Raw genomic sequence first — 22,382 nt, forward strand, 5'->3', positions numbered from 1 at the left:
TTCATTGGGCTTTTTATCTGCAACTAAAGGTTACTCACCGAATGAGCGAATACGGGATTGCATGCTCTCTCTAACTTCTCCGGGCATTTCCCGGACCTGCACATTTTCTCCGAGGAATAGCAGCCAGCTGGTCATTTCAGCCAATTCATCAGGTTGATTCACGTTAATAAAGAGCTTAAGCATAGCCGTTGTCTGATATGGATTCGTATAAGAAATCGAAGCTTGAACAGGATGATATTTTTTGAACTGGGCAATTGCTTTTGGACCAAGCTCAAGAACAAGATTGACGGCTTCTTCCTGTTTGCTCAGCTTATCAAGCATTTTTTTCCTGCTTAATCTTCGTTCCGGTACAAACGGCATGACGTTCTCAAGCAGGTCAACCGGATATATCTGCATTTTTTCACCCTGTAAATCAAAGCCTTTAATCATCCAGCGGCTCTTCTCCCTGTAAAGCTGTAAGAGAAATACGGGATAGGTTTTATCATAAATGGAAATTAATAAATAGCTGTCTGTAAGCAGGAGCTGAATCAGCTTGTCCAGCATGGGGTGGGGAAGATCTGTAAGCTCCAGAAGCTCCGGATTGTGGGGGTTTGTCCCTTCAAACAGCAGAAGCTGATTTAATAGAAACAGATCCTCCTGCTGATTCTCTGAGATCAGGCCGAGCAGCTTCTCGGTCAAGGACTGACGGCTCTTCAAATAAGGGAGCTGCTGGTTTCTTGTAGCCATAAAAGCAATAAAAAGCGCCTTGAGCTCATTATCAGTGAACCGGACCACCGGAAGGACTGAGTTACGCATGACAGAATAACCGCCGTCTCTTCCCACTTCTGCCACAAGCGGCATCCCTAAAGCTTCAATTTCCCGGACATCCCGGATTGCAGTCGAACGGGAGATATTGAATTCGCGCATCAGCTCCGCTATGGTAAAATGCGCCCGGTTGTTAATATAGCGCATGATAATGTTAATCCGTTCAACTTTTTTCATAGCCGCCCCTAAACAGTATCATTTTTTGACATGATTTAAGGTTATCATAGCCTTATCAGATGAGGAAGACAATCATTTGATAAATCCAAACAAAGAGGAGTTTTCCGGAATGTCAGATTATAACTTTGAGCAAAAAGAAAGCTTTATCGTCATAGGACTCGGCACCGAGCTGAAAAGCGATTACACCGATTACGCAGGCATCATTAAGGAAAAAACGGATTTTTGGCAGCAGGCCGGCCAGGATGGAAGACTCGCTCATTTAAAAAGTATAGCTTCAAATGACTATATTTTTGCTGTAAATGAAGCGGTTAACAACAAAATGATGCATTACGCCGGCGTTATGTCGGATCAGACAGCACCGGAGGAAGCCAGAGTCATTCAATTTCCTGCAGGGGAATACCTGGTAGTCAAAGGGGAAGACCAAACAGCGGATGCTTTGAACAATAAGCTCACCGGAATTGCTTTTGGCCAGGCTTTACCGGAATCAACAGAATTCGCTTATGTCGGCGGCCCTAATACAACAGTCGAGATGGGGAACAGGAACGGCCTCGTATATGGGGAGATGTGGATTCCTGTTGTCAAAAAATAAAACAGCCGATCGCACATAGAGTGCGCAATACCAAATAACTCAATAAAAAACAAGAAAGAACCTGATCAAGAGATCAGGTTCTTTCTTAATTGCATATGTACAGAAGCAGTGATATAATCAACACACCTCTATTTTTCAAGAAAATAGACATAAAAATGTTATCTTATACTTTAAATCTACTACACACAGCTGCTCTTGTCAAATCTTTTTTTTGCAAATTAATCATTAGGGGAGATATGACATGCAAAAACCGGTACTCAGCTTTAAAGAATTAGAGGCCTCACAGCTTATGCTTGCCGGCGGAAAAGCGTTGAATCTGGGCAGATTATCCCGGATTGACGGAATTCAGGTACCCGAAGGCTTTTGTGTGACTACAGCAGTTTACCGGCAAACGGTAGCAAAGAGCAAAGTGTACCAGTCTCTGGTCGGGCAGCTAAAGACACTATCAGCCGGTGACCGGGAGCAGATCGCTGCTATCAGCCGTCAGATCAGACAAATCATACTGGAAACAGCACTTCCTGTTGAAGTTACGCGAGCGGTGGTAGCTCAACTGTCCAGTCTTGGAGAGGAGCTTGCCTATGCCGTACGGTCCAGCGCAACTGCCGAAGATCTGCCGCATGCCTCTTTTGCCGGCCAACAAGACAGCTATCTAAATATAATCGGAAGCCATAATATTCTGGAGCATATCAGCAAATGCTGGGCTTCACTGTTCACGGACCGCGCAGTAATCTACCGGATAGAGAATGGCTTTGACCATGCTCAGGTGTATTTATCTGTTATTGTTCAGAAGATGATTAAACCGGAGGTCTCCGGTATCATGTTCACTGCGGATCCGGTTTCCGGCAGCCGGAAGGCGGTGTCCGTTGAGGCCGGTTTTGGGCTCGGCGAAGCACTGGTCTCCGGCCTGGTATCTCCCGACAGCTATAGAATCCGGGACGGGGTGATCACTAATAAGCAAATTGCCTCAAAACAGCTGGCGATGTATAGCTGTCAGGAGGGCGGAATTCAGACTCACAGGCTTGAACCGCATCAGCAGACTGTACCAGCGCTCAGCGATCCGCAGATTATTGAGCTGGCGCTGCTGGGCAGGCAGATTGAGGCTTATTTCGGCTGCCCGCAGGACATCGAGTGGTGCCTGGAGGACGGTGTCTTTTATATCGTACAGAGCCGGCCCATTACAACTTTATTTCCAATCCCGGAGGCGGCAGATCAGGCGAACCGTGTGTATCTGTCCGTCGGCCACCAGCAGATGATGACAGATGCCATGAAACCGCTGGGCTTGGCTTTTTATCTAATGACTACTCCAGCACCTATGCGTACCGCCGGCGGAAGACTTTTCGTGGATGTAACCCCTCATTTGGCATCACCGGACACAGGAGCAGCGGTCATTAATGCGCTCGGGAAGTCTGACCCGCTGATTAAAAACGCCCTTATGTCAATTGTAGAGCGCGGAGATTTCATTCAGGTCTCATCAGAGAACCATAAGTTACCTAATTCGCTTAAAAGCAACGAAAATACAGATCCCGGATTGTTTAATGCAAGAATTGAATATGATCCTGACATCGTACCTGGATTGATTCAGCGGAATCAGTCATCCGTTGAAGAGCTGAAACATAACATTTCTACTAAATCGGGAACGACTTTGTTTGATTTTATTCTGGAGGATATGCAGGAGTTGAAGAAGCTTCTGTTCGATCCGCAGAGCTCAGCAGTCATCATGACAGGTATGGACGCTTCCTCATGGATCAATGAACGGATGAACGAATGGTTAGGCGAAAAGAACGCAACAGATACGCTCTCCCAGTCGGTAGCAGACAATATCACTTCAGAAATGGGGCTGGCGCTGCTGGATGTTGCGGATGTAATCCGCCCTTATCCGGAGGTTATTGCTTATTTGCAGCAAGCCATAGCGGAAGACTTTCTGGATGAGCTGACTTCATTAGCAGGGGGCCGCGAGGCCAGTGACGCTATCCGATCCTACCTGGAGAAGTACGGCATGCGCTGCAGCGGTGAGATCGACCTGACCCGAACCCGCTGGAGCGAGCAGCCGCATACGCTGGTCCCGGTGATCCTGAATCATATCAAGCATTTCAGCCGGGGCGCCAGCAGGCAGAAGTTCGAGCAGGGCCGGCAGGAAGCCGTAAATAAGGAGCAGGAGCTCTTGAACCGCTTGAAGCAGCTGCCGGACGGCGGACAAAAGGCTGCTGAAACGAAACGGGTCATCCGCCTGCTCCGCGGCTTCAGCGGGTACCGGGAATATCCGAAATACGGCATGATCAGCCGTTATTTTATTTATAAGCAAGCTCTGCTGAGGGAGGCAGAACAACTGGTTGTGAAAGGTCTTATACAGGAGAAAGAGGACATCTTTTATCTGACCTTTGATGAGCTCCGCGAAGCTGTCAGTGCAAGCCGGCTGGACTATGAAATGATCGGGACACGAAAAGAAGAGTACAGATTGTATGACAAGCTGACACCGCCGCGTGTCCTGACCTCTGAGGGTGAGATGATTAACGGCAGCTATAAGCGTGCCAATCTTCCGGAGGACGCTATTATAGGGCTTCCTGTTTCTTCAGGCGTAATAGAAGGACGGGCACGAGTCATCTTTAACATGGAATATGCGGATCTGGAAGAGGGGGATATCCTCGTCACCCCGTTCACCGACCCCAGCTGGACACCTTTATTTGTATCCGTTAAAGGGCTTGTTACTGAAGTCGGCGGCCTGATGACACATGGGGCAGTGATTGCCCGGGAATACGGCTTACCGGCTATTGTCGGAGTGGAGCAGGCTACCCGCCGGATCAAAGACGGGCAAATGATCCGCATTAATGGAACGGAGGGGATTATTGAGATATTGTAGCTTTTTTCTTTTTGTGAATAGCTTCCGTGCCGCATTCCAGGGCGGTCTCATAATAGTGGCATTTATGCTCGATGACTTCCATGGTTTTCTTCAATTGTTCCATCTGCGCTTCTACGGACGCCTTGCGTTCCAGGAACATGTCATATCTGAGCTGCAGGGTAGAATCACCTTCGGAGCACCATTCAATGAAATGCTTGATTTCCTTGATCGGCATCCCCGAAGCCTTCAGGCATTCAATGACCTTGAGTGCATCAAGATCGGTATCCTTAAAAATTCGTTTGCCGCCCGCACTGCGTTCTAAGTTAGGCATAAGTCCTTCCTTGTCATAATACCGCAGGGTATGCGGAGTGAGATTGAAGTGCTTCGCAGCTTCGTTAATGGTATAGGTATTCATGCTCTATCTCCTATGTTCAAATTACTTCTTGACTTAGAGTTAACTTTAAGTAATAACATAGGTTTTGTAAAGGCCTGACAAGCCGGAAGCTTTATACAAACGATTAGAGCAAGACGACAACCTAAACATTTCAGGAGGGCTTACACTTATGATTCAAGTTAATGCACGAGCTACATTTAATCCGGAGGGCCCGTTTAAGCTGACTACCATCGAACGCCGGGAGCTTCAGCCGCACGATGTCCTTATTGAGATTAAATATGCAGGTATCTGCCACTCTGACATCCATACCGCCCGCGGTGAATGGGGACCTGTCAAATATCCGCTTGTTCCAGGGCATGAAATCGCCGGGATTGTCAGCCAGGTCGGAGCAGAGGTAACCAAGTACGCAGTTGGCGACCGTGTAGGGGTTGGCTGTATGGTGGACTCCTGCGGAGAGTGCAGCAGCTGCCATAAAGGGGAAGAGCAATATTGCCTTAATGGCAGCACAAACACCTACGGAGATACTGACCGCCATGGACACTATACCCAAGGCGGATATTCCACACACATCGTCGTTACAGAAAGCTTTGTAGTCCGCATTCCGGACAACATTCCGCTGGATGCCGCCGCACCGCTGCTGTGTGCCGGAATCACCACCTACTCACCGCTGCGCCACTGGGAAGCCGGTCCCGGCAAAAAGGTAGCCGTAGTTGGACTGGGCGGACTGGGCCATATGGCTGTGAAAATTGCACACGCTATGGGCGCCGAGGTTACCGTGCTCTCACAATCCCTGAAGAAAAAAGAAGACGGGCTGCAGCTGGGCGCTGACCACTATTACGCTACAAGCGATCAGGAGACCTTCAAGCAGCTCGCCGGCTCCTTCGACCTGATCATCAATACTGTAAGTGCACAGATCAACATTAATGCATATCTATCGCTTTTGGCGCTGGACGGTACACTGGTCAATGTCGGTGCGCCGGCAGATCCGCTGGCTGTTAACGTATTCTCGCTGATTGGACAGCGCCGCACGTTCGCCGGATCTATGATCGGCGGCATCCGCGAAACACAGGAAATGCTTGATTTCTGTGCTGAGCACAACATCGCCTCCGAGATCGAGGTCATTGCTGCAAGCCAGATTGACGAAGCATGGGAGCGTGTACTGGCTTCAGACGTCCGTTACCGGTTCGTAATTGACATCAGCACGATGGAGCAGGCTTAATTACGTATAGCAGGCTAACTGCTTGATAATCTTACGGTTCCACAAGCAAGCTTTAGAACACCCCCGGCAGCCTTCCGCTCTGTCTCAGAGCAGGGAGGCTGCCGGGGGTGTTCTTTTGGTGTTGACCGGACTGGCCCTACGGTGGTATGCAGAGCTATTCAGACTATGGATAATACGATGTAACTTTTATTGACACATAAATGGTGTTCTACTAGGATGAATATAAGTCTATTCAGGTTATTTACCAGCAAGATACAGTAAGTTTTCGCCGGTTCCATACCCATTTAGCACTTTTACAGAGGAGGGGCAGTCTATGCAGACACGCGGTCATAACAGCCTCAGGGAAAAGGTTGTATTTTCCAGGCAATATCCCGTTATTCTTGGTGATACGATTGGCGTCACCTCAACTTATCAAAGACTGCATGCCCATGATGCGCTGGAGATCAATATGATTAAGTCCGGTACAGGGTATTACATGATTAACGGGGAGCGGTATGATTTCCGGGAAGGGGACATTCTGCTGATTAACTCCAATGATCTGCACTGTGCCTATGAGACAGGGAATCTGATCATGCAGGTAATTACCTTCGATGCGTCCTGGTTTTTGGGGTTAGTGCGCTGTGATCCGGATATACTGGCTCCGTTCAAGGAAATGGGACTGCATTTCAGCAATCTGCTGGACCGCGGGAATGAGCATATCGGTATTCTTCGCACGCTGCTGCTGGATATGCAGGTGGAGCATGAAGCAGAGCATCAGTCCTACACCTCCATCGTATACGCCCAGCTGCTGCAATTCTTCGTATATATCAACCGGTATTTCCGCATGGACGACCTGCAGCCGAGCAAATCCACCGTGACCACCACCCAGCTTGAGAAAGTCTGGCACGTCACCCGCGTCATGGAGGAGCAGCCGGCTTATCCCTGGACGCTTGAAGAGCTATCCTCCCTCGTCTATTTAAGCCCTTCGCGCTTCAGCGATATCTTCCGCCGTACAGCAGGCATGTCCCCGCTGCTCTATCTGATTCAGCTGCGTCTGGAGAATGCCTACGCCCTGCTGCAGACCACGGACCGTAAAATCCTCGACATCGCCATGGAATGCGGATTTCGCACCTTATCCAATTTCAACCGGCTGTTCAAACGCCACATCGGTATGGAGCCGCGTAACGTCCGCACCCAAACAACCACCATCGACAGTAAGATAGTATCAGTATTCGAGCGATTAGGCGGAGTGCCTGAAACAGAATAGAGTTATGATGAGGTCAGTAAATATAACAACATAAGTTATTAGGATTAACAAGAAGTAAATGGAAAAGGAGGTTAAAATGCAGAAGATCGCCTATCACATTGAGACAAAGGAAGTGCTCCGGAAGCCAAATGCACTCAAACGCTTTGCCCGGCAGTGGGATCTTCAGCTGATGGTGCTGCCGGCCCTGTTCTTTATCCTCGTCTTCAGCTATATCCCGATGTACGGGGTGCTGATGGCTTTTCAGGATTACAATCTGTTCAAGGGGTTTGGGGGCAGTCCATGGGTGGGGCTCAAGCATTTTGAAATGTTTTTTGCCGCACCTGAATTCTGGACGATCATGCGCAATACGATTGTAATCAGCCTGCTCAAGCTGCTGGTCGGCTTTCCGGCACCGGTTCTGCTGGCGCTGATGCTGAATGAGGTACGCAGCCGGGTGTTCAAAAGAACCGTGCAGACGATCAGCTATCTGCCGCATTTCCTGTCCTGGGTCATTGTCTCCGGCTTCGTAATGTCCATGCTCTCCACAGAGAACGGCAGCGTGAACATGCTGCTCCAGCAGCTGAACCTGATCAAGGACCCGATTAACTTCCTGTCACTGCCGGAGTATTTCTGGACCATCCTCGTCACAACAGGAGTCTGGAAGGAAATCGGCTTTTCCTCCATCGTCTACCTCGCAGCCATTGCCGGAATTGATCCGAACATGCATGAGGCGGCTTCCATTGACGGTGCCGGCAAGCTGAGACAGATGTTTTCCATTACACTGCCGTCCATTTTGCCGGTCATTATGGTCTTTCTGATTCTTGCAATCGGCAATCTGCTCAGCGCAGGCTTTGAAGACATCCTGCTCCTCGGCTCCAATCCCGTGCTGCGCGATGTCGGCGATGTGCTGGACACCTATGTATACCGTATCGGTATCCAGAACAACCGTTATTCTTATGCTACGGCAGCCGGCCTGTTCAAATCACTGATTGGTGTGTTCCTCCTGGTCGGGGCCAACTATGCCGCACGCAAATCCGGAAACAGCCTATGGTGAAGCATGAAAGGGGGCAGATGTAGATGAAGCTGTCAGCCGGAGACCGGGTTCTTGTAACGGTCATATACATTTTACTGGCAATATTAGCCTTTCTGTCCTTTTATCCGTTCTGGAACGCCGGTGTTATTTCATTTAACAACGGAACTGATACTATGCGCGGCGGAATTACTTTTTGGCCGAGACAATTCTCACTGGAGAACTATTCGGTGGTATTCCAGGACAGCCGCCTGATTAACGGCTTCGTGATCTCTGTACTGCGGACTGTAATCGGTACCTTTGCTGCCATTGCCGCCACAGCGGTATTCGCTTACGGCATGAGTAAATCAGAGCTGATGGGGCGAAAGTTTTATATGGTTTTCTGCATCATCACCATGTATTTCAGCGGCGGTCTGATTCCGAGCTTTCTGCTGATCCGCGAGCTGGGCATGTTCAACTCCTTCTGGGTAATGGTCATCCCGGGTCTGATCAGCGTCTGGAACATGATTATTTTCCGGACCTTCTTCAAAGGCATACCGGCAGGACTGGAGGAATCCGCAAGAATCGACGGCTGCTCCAACTGGGGAGTGCTGCTGCGCATTGTGCTTCCGCTCTCAGGACCAGTCATTGCGACCTTATCCCTGTTCACCGCAGTCTATCACTGGAATGACTGGTTCACACCCAGCATCTACCTCAGCAATGTCGATTTGATGCCGATTCAGACCAAGCTGCAGCAGATCCTGAACTCCAACATCATGTCCGAGCAGATGGCCCAGCTGGATGCGGCTGCACAGGGGCGGATGAACAAAATGCGCGCCGTCACAACCAAATCCCTGTCCATGGCTACCATGATGGTGGCTACGATCCCGATTTTGTGCGTGTATCCTTTTCTGCAGAAGTATTTCGTTAAGGGCGTTATGGTTGGTTCACTAAAAGAATAAAGGAACTCAAGGGGGAATTAACCAATGATCTCAGGCAAAACAAAGGTGTCCGCTTTGGCGGCTGTTCTTAGTCTTATGATCGGTTTAACAGGCTGTACAGGCGGCAACAACAGTCCTTCTAATCCTGCAAATTCCGCAAACAATGCTAATACAGCAAACAGCAAAAGTCCGGATGCAGCTGAAGGCGGGGGATATGTGCTTGGTGAGCAGCCGCTGGAATTCTCCTTCTACGGCCATTATGACTGGTATACAATGCCTAACTGGGGCGAGGACCTCTCCTCCAAATGGATTAAGGATAATAAGCAGGTGAATGTCGTGCCGGTCAGCTCGGGAGGCAATGCCAAGCAAAAGCTCAGCACGATGATCGTATCCGGCGAGCTTCCCGATGTGATCTGGATGGAACGCGGTGCAGATGTTGAGCAGCTGCGGGCTGCCGGAGCACTCGTGCCGTTTGATGATTATCTCGACAAATACCCGAATCTGAAGGAATGGGCAGGCGAAGAGACGCTCGATATGCTGCGCTCCTCCGACGGCAAGCTTTATCAGTTCCCGAACTGGTATACGACTCAGCCAAACGGCAACTCCGGCTATCTGGTCAACAAAAAGATCTATAACGAGCTGGGCACTCCGCCGCTTGAGACTACCGACGATCTCTATGCTTACCTGAAGCTGGTTAAAGAGAAATACCCGGATGTGGTTCCGTTTGAGGTAGGACAAGGCGCGGAAGGCATCGATGTCCTGTCGTCCGCATTTGCCGAGAACCGTCCTTATGTATTCAGTGCCCTCAGCATGATGGCCATTCCGAACGGCAACGAAATGACCTCAGTCTTTAAGGATGATGCTTTCCGTTCGTCGCTGGTATATGCGAATCAGATGTACCGGGATAAGCTGATCAGCCAGGATGCATTCACCCAGAATCTTGAGCAGGTGGAGCAGAAGATTATTACAGGCAACATTGCGGTATACGCCGCTTCCAGTCCGACTGAATACGGCGCAATCGGCAACTCACTGCTGAAGGAGCAGGACCCGGAAGCCGGCTACATCATGGTCTGGCCTATTCATAAGGCGGGTCTGGATAAAAACAAGATTTTCCCCGGTGCGTACAATCAGCTTGGCTGGAATGTGAGTGTCATTACCTCAGCCGCCAAGGATCCGGAAGCCGTCTTCGCTTTTCTGGACTGGTTCACCGGACCTGAAGGCCAGCGGATTATTATGTGGGGACCTGAGGGCAAGTACTGGGACGGAACAGATGAAGAAGGGGCACCACTGTTCACAGAGGCCTTCACAACGGATACCAAGGGCCGTGATGAGCTGATGAACGCTACAGTCAATCTGCAATGGAACGGCAATACAGTATACGTGGACAATTCGAAGATGAAGTTTGAATCGACACTGCCGGAAGACCAGAAGAGCTGGGAAACCAAATGGCAGTCCGAGATTACCTGGAAGACACAGTTTGATACGACCGAATTCGTAAACCTGGCTCCGGCAGGCGACTCCCAGGAAGGGATCATCTCACAAAGCGTAGGCGAAATCTACGAGAAAGCCAGAGCGCAGGCCGTGCTCAACGCCAAAAGCGAAGCAGAAGTGCTGGCAATCCTGGATAAGGCTGAGGCAGATGCACAGAAGGTCGGATACAGTGAGCTGCTGAAATTCAAGACGGAGAAATGGCAGGAGAACCTGAGCAAGCTGGGCAAATGAAACTGACATACAGGAGCGGGAGACCTTGAACTATTACTTGGGCGTTGACGGCGGAGGCAGTAAAACACTGGCCGTCATATCCGACGCCGCGGGCCGGATTACCGGACGCGGCGCAAGCGGATGCGGCAACCATCAGACAGGAGCCGAAAGGGCCGAGATCAACATCAGGCAGGCGGTGGAAGAAGCTCTGCACCAGGCGGGGCTCGGCAAGGAGCAAATCACCTATTCGGTCTTTGGACTGGCGGGTGCTGACCGGGAAGCTGACTTCAGGATTCTGCGCCCGATGATTGCCCGGATAGGTATGGAGCCGCATAACATCGTATGTGATACAGTAATCGGCCTAAGGGCAGGGACCCGCAAATCTTATGGTGTGGTGGTCATCTGCGGTACCGGAACCAATTGCTACGGAATGAACCGCAGCGGGCAGGAGCTGCAGGTAGGCGGCTTTGGCTATACCTTCGGCGATTTCGGCGGAGGTGGGGATCTGGCTGTGGAAGCCTTCCGCTCTGTAATCCGTGCATGGGAGGGCAGGGGGCGGCCAACCCGGCTGACCCAGGCAATTCTCAGTAAGCTCGGGTACGCTTCCGAAGCTGAGATGTTTCACTATTACCTTGACCACGGCCTGCGTGTGCCGCACGAAATCGCCAAGCTGCTCTTTGAGGTTGCCGCCGAGGATGTAACAGCCCGTGAAATTCTGCAGCGGCAGGGCAGAGAGCTGGGTAATGCAGCCGGTGCAGTGATCCACAGGCTTGGCATGCAGCAGGATGTCTTCGATCTGGTGCTGGCCGGCAGTATTTTGACCCGTGGCGAAAGCCGGTATGTTGCCCCTTATATTTCAGAGGCGGTGTCAGCTGCCGCTCCGGGCTGCACCCTGCGAAAGCTTGAACAAGAGCCTGTAGCCGGAGCGCTGCTGCTGGCTATGGAGAAATCCGGAATTCAGGTGGCAGAAGACGTCTATGAACAATTACAACAAACCTTATCCGTAAAGGCGGCGAATGCAGTATGGATCAAAGACTGAAGGTAGCAGTTATCGGGGGCGGCTCCTCCTATACTCCGGAGCTGATTGAGGGGTTCATCCTGAACTACTCTACTTTTCCGGTAACAGAAATCGTACTCGTAGATATACAGGAAGGATTCCACAAGCTGTCCATCGTCGGACAGCTTGCCAAGCGGATGATTGCCAGATCCGGGCTGCCGATTAAGCTTAGCCTTACGCTTGACCGGCGCTCTGCACTGGCAGATGCCAGTTTTGTCACCACCCAGATGCGTGTCGGCAGGCTGGAAGCCCGCGGCTGGGATGAGACGATCCCGCTCAAGTACGGGATGATTGGTCAGGAAACTACAGGTCCGGGAGGCATGATGAAGGCACTGCGCACGATACCGGTGCTGCTGGAGGTCGCCAGGGATATGGAGGAGCTCTGCCCGGATGCGTGGCTGCTGAATTTCACAAATCCTGCGGGCATGGTAACCGAGGCTATTCATAAGCATTCAAGCATCAAATCCATCGGGCTGTGTAATTCTCCGATCGCCGCCTACAAATGGCTGTCTGAGCTGTATCAGGTGCCGGCCGAACGGATTTACTGTGAATTTGCCGGCCTGAATCATCTGCACTGGATCAGTACCATTACCATTGACGGTGAATCCAAGCTGCCAGAGCTGCTGGCGAACCGGGACGGCTATTCTGCCCGTAATGTTCCGCAGTATGACTGGAATGCGACGCTGCTGTCAGCGCTTAAGGCGATTCCTTCCTATTACCTGAAATATTTCTATCTGCACCGTGAGATTCTGGCGGAGCAGCAGGCAGCTGCAGCTAAAGGGGAAACGCGGGCTGAAACGGTGCAGCGCCTGGAGGATGAACTGTTCGAGCTGTATAAGGATGAAGAGCTGGCCGAAAAGCCGAAGCAGCTGGAGCAGCGCGGAGGAGCCTATTACTCCGAAGCCGCTGTCCGGCTGATGAATTCACTATATAATGATTCAGGCGATATTCAGACTCTGAATGTTCCTAATCAAGGCATTCTCAGGTTCCTTCCGGACGATGCCTGCATTGAGGTCAATTGCAAAGTGCACAAGGACGGACCTGCCGCCATGCCGGTGGCTGTTGTGCCGGAAGCGGCCAAAGGCCTGATTCATGCGGTCAAAACCTATGAAGGCCTGGCAATTGAAGCGGCTGTAACCGGCAGCCGCGCTACCGCCTTGCTCGCCCTTGCCCATCATCCGCTGGTTCCCTCAGCCAATGACGCAGAAGCGATGCTGGATGAGATGCTGGAGCAGAACAAAGCCTATCTGCCAGGATTCTCAATATGAACCTGGAACACAAAATTGCCCGGATGTGCGTAACCGGACTGCCTGCTAAGGCAGCGGACTCAGCATTCGAGGAGCGGCTTGGGGCCCTGCCTTCAGGCGGGCTCGGGTTGTTTCCGCACAATATGGACAACGAATATCAGCTTCGCAGGCTGGTCCACGGTGTAACGGCTGCGGCAGACCGGCTCGGCTTCACCTCACCGTACCTTCTCTCCATTGATGAAGAGGGAGGAAGCCTGGCTAATTTGAAGAGGATATTCCCGCATGTGCCGGGCAACCGGGCGGTTGGCCTAACCGGAGATCCCGCAGCCGCCTTTCTGCAGGGAAAGCTTATCGGCAGCCAGCTGGCTGCACTGGGCATCCCGATGAGCTGGGCACCGGTGCTGGATGTAAATACGAACATCTTGAATCCCGTTGTCGGTGTCCGGTCTTATGGTGAAGAGCCGGCTGTAGTAGCGAAGCTTGGCGCCGCTTTTATCAAGGGGATGCATGAAGCAGGCGTTGCCGTTACTGCCAAGCATTTTCCCGGCCACGGGCAGGTGGATGGTGATTCACATGTTGAGCTGCCTGTATGCGGCCTGACATTAGAGAAGCTGATGAGCGGACCTGTAATCCCGTTCGCAGCTGCCATAGCTGCCGGGTGTGATGCGATCATGATGGCGCATATCGTCTTCCCGGAAATCCCGGAAGCCGAAGGCCTCCCAGCCTCTCTAAGTCCTTACTTTGTTACAGACCTGCTGCGTAATGAGCTGGGTTACCAGGGTGTCATCTGCACGGATGACGTCGAAATGGGGGCTATCCGGAATACTTATGAGCCGGAGCTGATTGGTGAGCTGGCAGTGACTGCCGGCAATGACATGATTCTGATGTGTCATACACCTGAATTTCAGGACCGGGTCATCCGGGGGATAGCCGAAGCTGTCCGTGAAGGCCGGATTGCCGAGGCCAGAATTGATGAATCCCTGCAGCGGATTGACCGGCTTCAGGAGCGGATGCTGCTGCACAGCCGGCACGCGTCTCCGGTGCCGCGTGCTGAGTGGGATAGCAGGACAGCTGAGCTGACCCGCTCAACAGTGAAGCTGCAGCGAGATCCCCGGCAGCTGCTGCCGTTATCTGCGGAGCTGCGGTACCTGCTGCTGCTGCCGCAGCCGGAAAGGCTGACCCTGGCGGATAATACCGACAGCAAGGATCTTGAGCTAGGGGCGCTTCTGGGAGACCGGGGATTTAATCTTTCAGTACAGTATATTGCGAACAATCCTGCTTCCGGTATGATTAATGAGATCATAGCCGGGCTTGAGGAATGCGACGCAGTTATTCTGGGTACCTGGAACGCCCATATTTTCAGCGGACAGCTGGATTTGGCCGAAGCCATTAACCGCGAGAAGCCGCTGATTACCGCCGTTCTCCGTAATCCTTATGACGCTGAACGGCTGCCGTCCGCTGCGTCTGTCATCCTGGTCTGCGGAACCTCTGTTTATTCGCTGGAATCGCTGGCAGATGTGCTGACAACCGGAAGAACAACACTATAACTCAAAGATCAAAGGAGCTGTAGCTCAACAATGAATGCTGGAACAGACCACAACCTTCGTATCCGCCATAAGGTGGGACAGATGTTCATGTGCGGATTTATGGACAGATCACCGAACAGGGATATTTTGACACTGATTCAGGATTATCATATCGGCGGCATTATCTATTTCCGGCGCAATATCGGTACGGCTGAGCAGGTGTATGCCTGTTCAGCCGCGCTGCAGCGGGCTGCCGCCGAGCCCCTGCTGATCGCGATCGATCAGGAAGGGGGCATGGTTGCCCGGATTGAGGATGGGGTAACCCTGATGCCCGGCAACATGGCACTGGGGGCGACCCGCAATGCGGAAGGGGTCCGGCAGGCTGCGGCAATTGCCGGAGCCGAGCTGCGCCATCTGGGGATTAACATGAACTTTGCGCCATGTGTCGATGTGAACAACAATCCGGCCAACCCGGTTATAGGCGTGCGATCCTATGGTGAATCCCCGCTGCTGGTCAGTGAGATGGGCAGCGCAGCCGCTGCCGGCTATCAGGAAGCGGGCGTAGCGGCAACGATCAAGCATTTTCCGGGCCACGGAGATACGGATACAGATTCCCACCTGGCACTTCCGTCTATCAGACATAACCGCGAAAGACTGGCGGAGGTTGAATTACTGCCGTTTCAGCGGATTATAGAATCCGGGGTCGATGCAGTCATGACTGCGCATGTCGTATTTAAGGCCTATGAGGATGACGTTATCCCGGCAACCCTGTCTGAGAATATTCTGACCGGGCTGCTGCGCCGGGAGCTGAACTTTGACGGTGTCATCGTCACAGACTGTCTGGAGATGAACGCCATCTCGCAGACCGTCGGAGTGGGGCCGGGAGCTGTGCAGGCAGTGAAAGCCGGGGCCGATCTGATCCTCGTCAGCCATACGTATAGCTGGCAGGTTGAGGCGATAGAAGCTGTAATCGAGGCTGTTATCCGCGGAGAGATTTCTGAGGCCAGAATCGATGCATCCGTGCAGCGGCTGGCAAGCCTTAAGGCTAAACGCGGAATTACAGGAGCAGAGCCAGAGCCCTTCCCGGACATACAGCAGCAGCTGGCTTCCGAAGCATCGCTTGAAACCGCCCGTGCCCTCAGCGAACAGAGCATTACCTTATTATGTGAAGACGGGCAGCTTCCGCTGGCGGAACATGAAGGCATCTATGTCATCTGGCCGGAGGTCCGCATCAATCATGAGGTAGTTGAAGCACTACAGGAGGAAATGACACTTGGCAAGGCACTGAAGCCTTATTATGACGGGGTCACTGAACGGATTATCGGCGTTGATCCTACGGCTGAGGAGATCACGTTGGTGCTGGAGGAGAGCCGCTCTTTTACTCAGATTGTGGCAGCAACCTACAACGCCGATTTTTCGCCCGGTCAACGCCAGATTCTGCAGGAGCTTACTGCGCGGTCAGGATGCAGGCTTATCGTTGTGGCAGTGCGTAACCCTTATGATTTTACCGCTGTATCCGGTATACGAACCTATATTGCTTCTTATGAGAACAAACCTCTGGCGATGCAGTCAGTAGCCAAGGTTCTGGCTGGACAAAGCTTTACCCGCGGTGTACTTCCGGTAACGGTTGGAGCTTATGCATATGGATCGGGCATTATAAGTTAATATGCAGTTAGTCCGGTAGTGGTTACCACAAATGTTAGTAGATCAGTCAATGATTAAGTAAAACAAAAAGGAGCTATTGTCGAAAAACAATGGCTCCTTCTTTATGACTTACTATTTTGATAAACTTGATGGAATATCAGCATCAGTCGGGTTTTCATTTGTTTCATTTATGAGTAACGAATTTGGATAATTTTCCAAAAATGTTGATTCATCTACTTTCAAAAAAAACTCGCCTTCAAAAATTAGTTGATTCGTATTCGGACCGACTTGATCTAACTTTCTTGCGATCTCAGATTCCTTAAAGATACTTTGTTCATCTGCTCTTAAGAACATCCCATGAGGTGTATATAGTTGACTATAATACCCTTTTGCGAGTTTTGATTCAACGGATTCTTCGATTTTTACTGATTCTGCGGGTTTTACGTTATTTGTTGGAAAATTAGTGTTAACAGGATGTTCATCTGTCTTATGTACGGTTACCTTTTCTGGATAGGGGTCTGCTTTTAAATTGGATACTAATACCACTCCTGAAATAATAGTCACTGCACAGGCTATTAAGCCTATTTTTTTTATCATATTAACCCCACCCTTTCTTTACCAATAATTATTTCATGCTATAAATTGTTTTATTTTCCTTTTTTTATTATATCATTTTTTAAAGTGCATGTGAATATCCCCAAAACGGATGTCTTCCTTACTCAAGGGCAGATTATCCGTTTTTTCATTTGATTAAACTTTTAAATTTACAAAAATGAACTTTTATCAGATAATGATACGATACGTATCGTTTTCGGAAAGAAAGGGGGGAATGGAAGATGAACAAAAAACAGCATAAGGAAGCCCGGAATAAAAAAGAAATCCTGGAAGCAACGATAGTGTTATTGGAAACAAGCAGCTATTCCTCCTTAACGGTAGAGGCGGTTGCCGCACAAGCCGGAGTTGGCAAAGCAACGATATACAGATGGTGGAACAGTAAGGCCCAGCTGGTGCTGGATGCTTTTCTGATGACTGTCGAATCGGAGTTTGAGTTTGACCACAGCAAGCCTATTAAGGATAATTTCAAACTGCAGCTAGCCACCTTGACCCGTATACTCGGCAGCAGGATCGGGAAGTCAACACTTACAATTGTTACCGAGAATGAGGACATAGCTAAAGACTTTTACAGCTCATATATAATCATCAAAAGAAATAATGCAAAACAGGCGCTCCAAGCTGCAATCGACAAAGGCGAGATCCATTCTAACATTACCATGGATATCGTACTGGACTTGCTGTACGGATCTGTCTACTTTCAAATACTCATCTATAAAAAGCTTCCGGATGAGGCGTACATCGACGATTTGCTAAATCATGTTATGCAAGGCATTACCATCTCAAATTAACCAGTACCTGGAGGATTGTCTCAATATGAATCAGAACACAGACCTGCCGCGTGGCAACAAAAGCTATTCCTTAATGACCCTCATCTTATTCTGGTGCGGTCTGGTCATTATGACCAGTATGTATATTACCATTCCGCTCTCGGACGTGTTTGCACAGGCGTTTCAGATCAGTGTGAGTCAGGCTGCCTGGATCGGCAGCGCATTCTCACTCTGTTATGCTCTGGGATGTCTGTTATACGGACCTTTCTCAGATCGCTACGGACGTAAAATCTTCCTGGTTGCCAGTATTATCGGGCTTACTATCATTACAATAACGATCGGATTTGTAGACAGCTTTTTCTGGCTTATTGTCCTCAGAGGATTGCAGGGTCTTATCGCTGCCGCCTTTGCTCCGATTTCACTCGTATATGCCGGCGAGATGTTCCCTCCGCACAAAAGGCTGACTGCGGTCGGCTTCATCAGCTCGGGACTGTTAATGGCAGGGATTGTAGGCCAGGTCTTTAGCGGAATCGTTAATGAGGGGCTGGGCTGGCATGCTATTTTCTTTATTCAGGGGATTGTGTACGGAATTACGGCAATTATTGTTATCATGCTCCTGCCCAAAGACGAATTACACCGGCCGAAAGAGCATGTTCTTCTAAAATTCAAACAGATGACAGGCTTGCTGAAGCAACCGCAGCTGCTGCTGGCTTTTAGCGTAACCTTTGTCCTTCTATTATCATTAGTGGGTATGTACACTGTGCTGGGAAGCTACTTAAGCTCTCCAAAGTTCGGCCTTTCGCCGCAGCAAATCTTGTATATCCGTGCAGCCGGAATTGCCGGCATGCTGTTATCTCCGTTTGCCGGACGAATCGCTCAGAAACTGGGGGCAGCGGCTGTCCTGCGGGGCGGGTTAGCATTAGCGGCGACCGGACTGCTCGCTTTAGGGTTTAGTGCGAATCTGCCGGTTATTATCCTCATGAGCGTTGTATTTGTAGCGGGTATTGCCCTGGTCACTCCCGTAATCATTTCGATTGTCAGCCAGCTGGGCGGACAGGCCAGAGGCTCTGCGATTTCGTTCAACGCCTTCATCCTGTTTCTTGGCGCGAGTACTGGACCTATGATAGCATTGAAGCTGTTAAAGACAGGGAATTATCTGCTATCCTTTGAGATACTGGGTTCGATTCTTGTATTGGGCCTCCTGGCTTCACTGTTCCTTAGAACATCCTCCAGAGCAGCTGTTAAAAGTGGACCGATGTCTGCTGCGCCGGCAGAGTGATTCTATAATTATGTGGGCTGTCCCATTAGCCATGAAATGGCTGCTTGGGACAGCCATATTTTTTACGTAGGATATACTTAGGTTTTTTGACTGGACGCTCCGTGAACAGACCGTTGTTCCAATCGCTGTGCTCTCCAGATTTTTTTCATTCCCCTTATAGGTGAAAATCCGGAGACCAAGGCGACCGCTGCCGCTTTTCCACAATCAGTCCGTCCACTCCACTGTTTAAGCGGAGAACGCATCCTCAATCTATAAAAAACGTAAAAAAAGAAACCACTCTTTAGTAAAATGGAAGGCCTGGAAAGAGAATGTCGGAAAGATTGAAAATTGGACATACGACGAAGCCGAAGACAGGTGGAGCTGCCCCGCCGGACCAATGCTGCATTTTCGCAGAGAGAGCAAGGAGCTCTTAGAGAGTGGATATGGAAATTTGGAAACGTCATTACCGAAGCAACTCCTATGAGGGTTGCCTCCTGAAGGAGCGTTGGCTTGAGGTCGGATGGCTTTCGCTTGCTCTCAATCTACTGAAGCGAGCTGCAAATGGCCAAAATCAAAGAGCAGGCATTCTCTAGTGACGGGAGAATGTCTGCTCTTTGACTTTTTTGCGGTTTTGAAAAGGTGAAGCGTTTGTCTTTACTCGTAGAAAGACTACTTTTGGGACAGCCCCATTTAGGGCACGCCTGCTGATTATGCCCAGGTTGTAATAGTATCAACCGGCAAACGGTAGGACGGATAGCCAGCTTTGGCTGCTTTGCCAATTGAGATCAGCATTACCGGCTGATAGCGCGCCTTGTCCAGGCCAAACGCTTCAGCAATCTGCTCCTTGGCATAACCTGCCATAGCGTTCGTATCATAACCGTGAGCGCGGGCAACAAGCATCAGCTGCATCGAGATAAGTCCAGTATCTATGAGGTTCACATCACGCAGTTCGGCTGCAGACATATTAGCATAATAAGGCTTCACTTGCTGCAGCTGCATATCCATAACTTCCTGAGGCATATATCCAAGCTCAACGGATTTGCCAAAGATGTCATCAATGAATTCGGTATTATTAGCATCATAAAATACTGCAATTACCGCGGAGGAAGTCAGCGCTTGTGTCTGGTTAAATGAGGCCAGCGGTGCAAGCTTCTCTTTACCTTCAGGTGTGTCAATGACAAGAAAACGCCATGGCTGCATGTTTATTGCGGAAGGAGCACGGGATGCTTCTGCAAGTATTTCGCTCATTTCCTCCCGGCTGATTTTCACTTCGGTGTCATAGACTTTAACGGACCGGCGCTCCAGGACGATTTCATTGAAATCATTTGTTTTACGGTATTTCCCAGTGATTGTATTCATGTAAACAGGCTCCTTCAGGATAGTATTTGTGAGGGTTGTGAATGTTACTGCTGCTCACTAGAAGGATTGTAAACTATGAAGTATACTTTATAGCAAGAGTTTAACATGAGGTGATTTCATGAAAATCAGTGAAGTGGCAAAAAGGATTGACCTGCCCATATCCACTATCCGTTATTATGAGAAGATGGGTATCATCACGGAAGAGTACCTATTGCGGGAACAGAACAATTACCGGAATTATACTTCCGGAATTATTGACTATCTGCAGGTTGTGAAGAATTGTTTAGCGGTCGGATTTACGATCAGCGACATTAAATCTATGATCTCGTTAAAGGGAATAACCAAGGAAGAGCAAGCACGCATTATTAAAGAAAAAATAGCAGAGATAGAAGCAGCCCAGCTTAATCTGGAGAATGCCAAACAAACGCTCTACGGACTCCTTCAAACAGATATCACCTGTGAGAACGGGTTCGGAAAGCATGATAGGACCGTGAGCTGATTCAACATGCCAAAGGAGTGCACCCATGATCTATCTGAGGAGCTTCAAGCTATCTGATCATATCAGCCGAAATCCTAACATCTACCCCGATCATGTCTTTAAGCATAAGGCCGGGGAGGTCTTATTGTTTGACCGGATAACAGTACTGTACGGTAATAACGGCAGCGGTAAATCCACTCTGCTTAACATCATTGCGAACAAGCTGGGAATTTCGGGGGCGGAGCCGATGACAAGCTACGGCTTCAGCCTGTTTGTTAAGCAGTTCCTTGATTTGAGCAGCTGTCAGCTTGGTTCTGACAAGCAGGAGCGGGAATTGCAGCAGCTTCCGGAAGGAAGCCGGTACATGAAATCCGAGGATATTTTATATGAGATTAAGAAGATACAGCAAGCCTCTGTGCTACGCGAAGAATTAATACATGAGCAGAAGAAGAAGGGGATGAGCAAGACGGAGGCGGAGCAATATGAAGGTTCCTATGCGTTCCGGCAGAAGGTGAAGAACATCCAATTCTCCCAGGAAAAATACTCAAACGGCGAAACCTCCATGCAGTTTTTTGAGGAATATCTGCTGCCCGGTCAATTGTATCTGCTGGACGAGCCGGAAACTTCACTCTCTCCCGCCAATCAGATCAAGCTGGCCGAACAGATTAATGAGCTGGCACGTTATTTGGACAGTCAATTTATTATTGCCACACATTCTCCTTTTGTATTAGGCACGCTGCAGGCCAAAATCTATAACCTGGATGCTAATCCGCTGCAAACGGCCGAATGGTATGAGCTGGACAATGTACGGTTTTTCCAGCGTTTTTTCGACAAGCATAAGCAATGGTTTGATTGAATGAAGTTTGTTTGCTTGCAGTTTAAGCTAGGGTAAATGCCTGTGATGATTCACAAATCTGCCAAGAGCGCCAGCTGCTTCAAGAAGGTATCCTCTGTCACTATCTAGAATGTAGTCACAATTCCATATTATGCGAATGGAGCTGGTGAGGATGAGTGACAAGATGGTAGCTGTGTTAAGAAGACAGTTCGAGCCCTCGTTAGAAATGCTGCAGCAGCTGGTTGAAGCAGGACCGGATGAGCTTTGGCTGGATACGAAGCAGAAGTACTGGAAGCATATTTTTCATACGGCAACGAGCATGAAATTCTGGTTCAGGCTGCAGAAGGAGGAAGAATTCATTATACCTGACTTCGGCAGAGATATAACGGAAGCGTTGGATGAGGATTGCACGGACTATCCCACCAAAGAGGAAATGACAAACTACATACAGGACATAGCAGGTGTAGCCCGTACGTTTCTAGATCAGCTCACTGACGACAATGTATTGGACCCTTGCGTATTATTTGCAGAAATCACCAAAATGGATGTAGTCCTGATGCAGATCCGCCATGTGCAGCATCATGTAGGGTATTGCAATAGCATCCTGAATTCAAATGCTCTGGAAGCAGTTAAATGGGTATAACACAGCAGATATCTGTATAGACATGCCCGTTATCAACTATTGTTGATTGCGGGATTTT

General features: G+C 49.8%; 20 protein-coding genes and 1 pseudogene. 17 read left to right on the forward strand and 4 right to left on the reverse strand.

Annotated elements, in window-relative coordinates:
• Positions 1-30 precede the first annotated feature (30 nt).
• Positions 31-981, reverse strand: a complete 951-nt coding sequence (locus tag R70331_RS15385) for a helix-turn-helix transcriptional regulator (protein WP_042176946.1) — start codon at positions 979-981, stop codon at positions 31-33.
• A 109-nt stretch (positions 982-1,090) separates the two neighbouring features.
• Between R70331_RS15385 and R70331_RS15390 the strand changes: the two genes are divergently transcribed.
• Both R70331_RS15390 and ppsA read left to right on the forward strand, forming a co-directional pair.
• Positions 1,091-1,570, forward strand: coding sequence for a GyrI-like domain-containing protein (locus R70331_RS15390; RefSeq protein ID WP_042176948.1), 480 nt, complete (start codon positions 1,091-1,093; stop codon positions 1,568-1,570).
• Between the two features lie 241 nt (positions 1,571-1,811).
• The gene (ppsA, locus tag R70331_RS15395; protein ID WP_042176951.1) at positions 1,812-4,427 is read left to right on the forward strand and encodes a phosphoenolpyruvate synthase; all 2,616 of its coding nucleotides are present in this window, start codon (positions 1,812-1,814) and stop codon (positions 4,425-4,427) included.
• Here ppsA and R70331_RS15400 read toward each other — a convergent pair.
• Positions 4,411-4,821 (reverse strand): MerR family transcriptional regulator, encoded by a 411-nt coding sequence (locus tag R70331_RS15400; RefSeq protein ID WP_042176953.1) that lies wholly within the window; start codon positions 4,819-4,821, stop codon positions 4,411-4,413. The genes ppsA and R70331_RS15400 overlap by 17 nt on opposite strands.
• A gap of 148 nt (positions 4,822-4,969) precedes the next feature.
• Between R70331_RS15400 and R70331_RS15405 the strand changes: the two genes are divergently transcribed.
• From R70331_RS15405 to nagZ (R70331_RS15445), 9 genes are all read left to right on the forward strand, one after another.
• Complete coding sequence (locus R70331_RS15405; protein ID WP_042176955.1) at positions 4,970-6,019, forward strand: NAD(P)-dependent alcohol dehydrogenase; 1,050 nt, start codon at positions 4,970-4,972, stop codon at positions 6,017-6,019.
• Between the two features lie 313 nt (positions 6,020-6,332).
• Positions 6,333-7,265 (forward strand): AraC family transcriptional regulator, encoded by a 933-nt coding sequence (locus R70331_RS15410; protein ID WP_081947629.1) that lies wholly within the window; start codon positions 6,333-6,335, stop codon positions 7,263-7,265.
• Between the two features lie 76 nt (positions 7,266-7,341).
• Positions 7,342-8,298, forward strand: a complete 957-nt coding sequence (locus R70331_RS15415; protein WP_042176957.1) for an ABC transporter permease — start codon at positions 7,342-7,344, stop codon at positions 8,296-8,298.
• Between the two features lie 23 nt (positions 8,299-8,321).
• The gene (locus tag R70331_RS15420; RefSeq protein WP_042176959.1) at positions 8,322-9,215 is read left to right on the forward strand and encodes a carbohydrate ABC transporter permease; all 894 of its coding nucleotides are present in this window, start codon (positions 8,322-8,324) and stop codon (positions 9,213-9,215) included.
• 24 nt (positions 9,216-9,239) lie between these two features.
• The gene (locus tag R70331_RS15425; protein WP_042176961.1) at positions 9,240-10,916 is read left to right on the forward strand and encodes an extracellular solute-binding protein; all 1,677 of its coding nucleotides are present in this window, start codon (positions 9,240-9,242) and stop codon (positions 10,914-10,916) included.
• A 25-nt stretch (positions 10,917-10,941) separates the two neighbouring features.
• Positions 10,942-11,934 carry an N-acetylglucosamine kinase gene (locus R70331_RS15430; protein ID WP_042176963.1) on the forward strand — a complete coding sequence of 331 codons (993 nt, stop codon included), beginning with the start codon at positions 10,942-10,944 and terminating at the stop codon, positions 11,932-11,934.
• Entirely contained in the window at positions 11,919-13,220 is a 1,302-nt protein-coding gene (locus R70331_RS15435) for a 6-phospho-beta-glucosidase (RefSeq protein ID WP_042176965.1), read from the forward strand. Before R70331_RS15430 ends, R70331_RS15435 begins: the two co-directional genes overlap by 16 nt.
• Complete coding sequence (gene nagZ / locus R70331_RS15440) at positions 13,217-14,746, forward strand: beta-N-acetylhexosaminidase (RefSeq protein ID WP_042176967.1); 1,530 nt, start codon at positions 13,217-13,219, stop codon at positions 14,744-14,746. The genes R70331_RS15435 and nagZ (R70331_RS15440) overlap by 4 nt, the downstream gene beginning before the upstream one ends.
• Before the next feature lie 30 nt (positions 14,747-14,776).
• The gene (nagZ, locus tag R70331_RS15445) at positions 14,777-16,390 is read left to right on the forward strand and encodes a beta-N-acetylhexosaminidase (RefSeq protein ID WP_042176969.1); all 1,614 of its coding nucleotides are present in this window, start codon (positions 14,777-14,779) and stop codon (positions 16,388-16,390) included.
• Positions 16,391-16,501: 111 nt separating this feature from the next.
• Here nagZ (R70331_RS15445) and R70331_RS15450 read toward each other — a convergent pair whose 3' ends face one another.
• The gene (locus tag R70331_RS15450; protein WP_042176972.1) at positions 16,502-16,966 is read right to left on the reverse strand and encodes a hypothetical protein; all 465 of its coding nucleotides are present in this window, start codon (positions 16,964-16,966) and stop codon (positions 16,502-16,504) included.
• Between the two features lie 239 nt (positions 16,967-17,205).
• Between R70331_RS15450 and R70331_RS15455 the strand changes: the two genes are divergently transcribed.
• The 3 genes and pseudogenes from R70331_RS15455 to R70331_RS32500 all read left to right on the forward strand — a co-directional run.
• The gene (locus tag R70331_RS15455) at positions 17,206-17,772 is read left to right on the forward strand and encodes a TetR/AcrR family transcriptional regulator (RefSeq protein WP_042176974.1); all 567 of its coding nucleotides are present in this window, start codon (positions 17,206-17,208) and stop codon (positions 17,770-17,772) included.
• A 25-nt stretch (positions 17,773-17,797) separates the two neighbouring features.
• Positions 17,798-19,030 carry an MFS transporter gene (locus R70331_RS15460; protein WP_042176976.1) on the forward strand — a complete coding sequence of 411 codons (1,233 nt, stop codon included), beginning with the start codon at positions 17,798-17,800 and terminating at the stop codon, positions 19,028-19,030.
• 286 nt (positions 19,031-19,316) lie between these two features.
• Positions 19,317-19,602: pseudogene (locus R70331_RS32500) on the forward strand (hypothetical protein); the annotation flags it as partial.
• A gap of 115 nt (positions 19,603-19,717) precedes the next feature.
• Here R70331_RS32500 and R70331_RS15465 read toward each other — a convergent pair.
• The gene (locus R70331_RS15465; protein ID WP_042176977.1) at positions 19,718-20,368 is read right to left on the reverse strand and encodes a nitroreductase family protein; all 651 of its coding nucleotides are present in this window, start codon (positions 20,366-20,368) and stop codon (positions 19,718-19,720) included.
• Between the two features lie 118 nt (positions 20,369-20,486).
• Here R70331_RS15465 and R70331_RS15470 point away from each other — a divergent pair, with 118 nt between their 5' ends.
• The 3 genes from R70331_RS15470 (at position 20,487) to R70331_RS15480 (ending at position 22,324) form a co-directional block, all read left to right on the forward strand.
• Entirely contained in the window at positions 20,487-20,867 is a 381-nt protein-coding gene (locus tag R70331_RS15470; protein ID WP_042176978.1) for a helix-turn-helix domain-containing protein, read from the forward strand.
• A 25-nt stretch (positions 20,868-20,892) separates the two neighbouring features.
• Positions 20,893-21,702, forward strand: coding sequence for an AAA family ATPase (locus tag R70331_RS15475; protein WP_042176979.1), 810 nt, complete (start codon positions 20,893-20,895; stop codon positions 21,700-21,702).
• Positions 21,703-21,853: 151 nt separating this feature from the next.
• Entirely contained in the window at positions 21,854-22,324 is a 471-nt protein-coding gene (locus R70331_RS15480) for a DinB family protein (RefSeq protein ID WP_042176981.1), read from the forward strand.
• The last annotated feature ends 58 nt before the right edge of the window (positions 22,325-22,382 follow it).

It is taken from the genome of Paenibacillus sp. FSL R7-0331 (assembly GCF_000758645.1).
GTDB lineage: Bacteria > Bacillota > Bacilli > Paenibacillales > Paenibacillaceae > Paenibacillus_AQ > Paenibacillus_AQ camerounensis.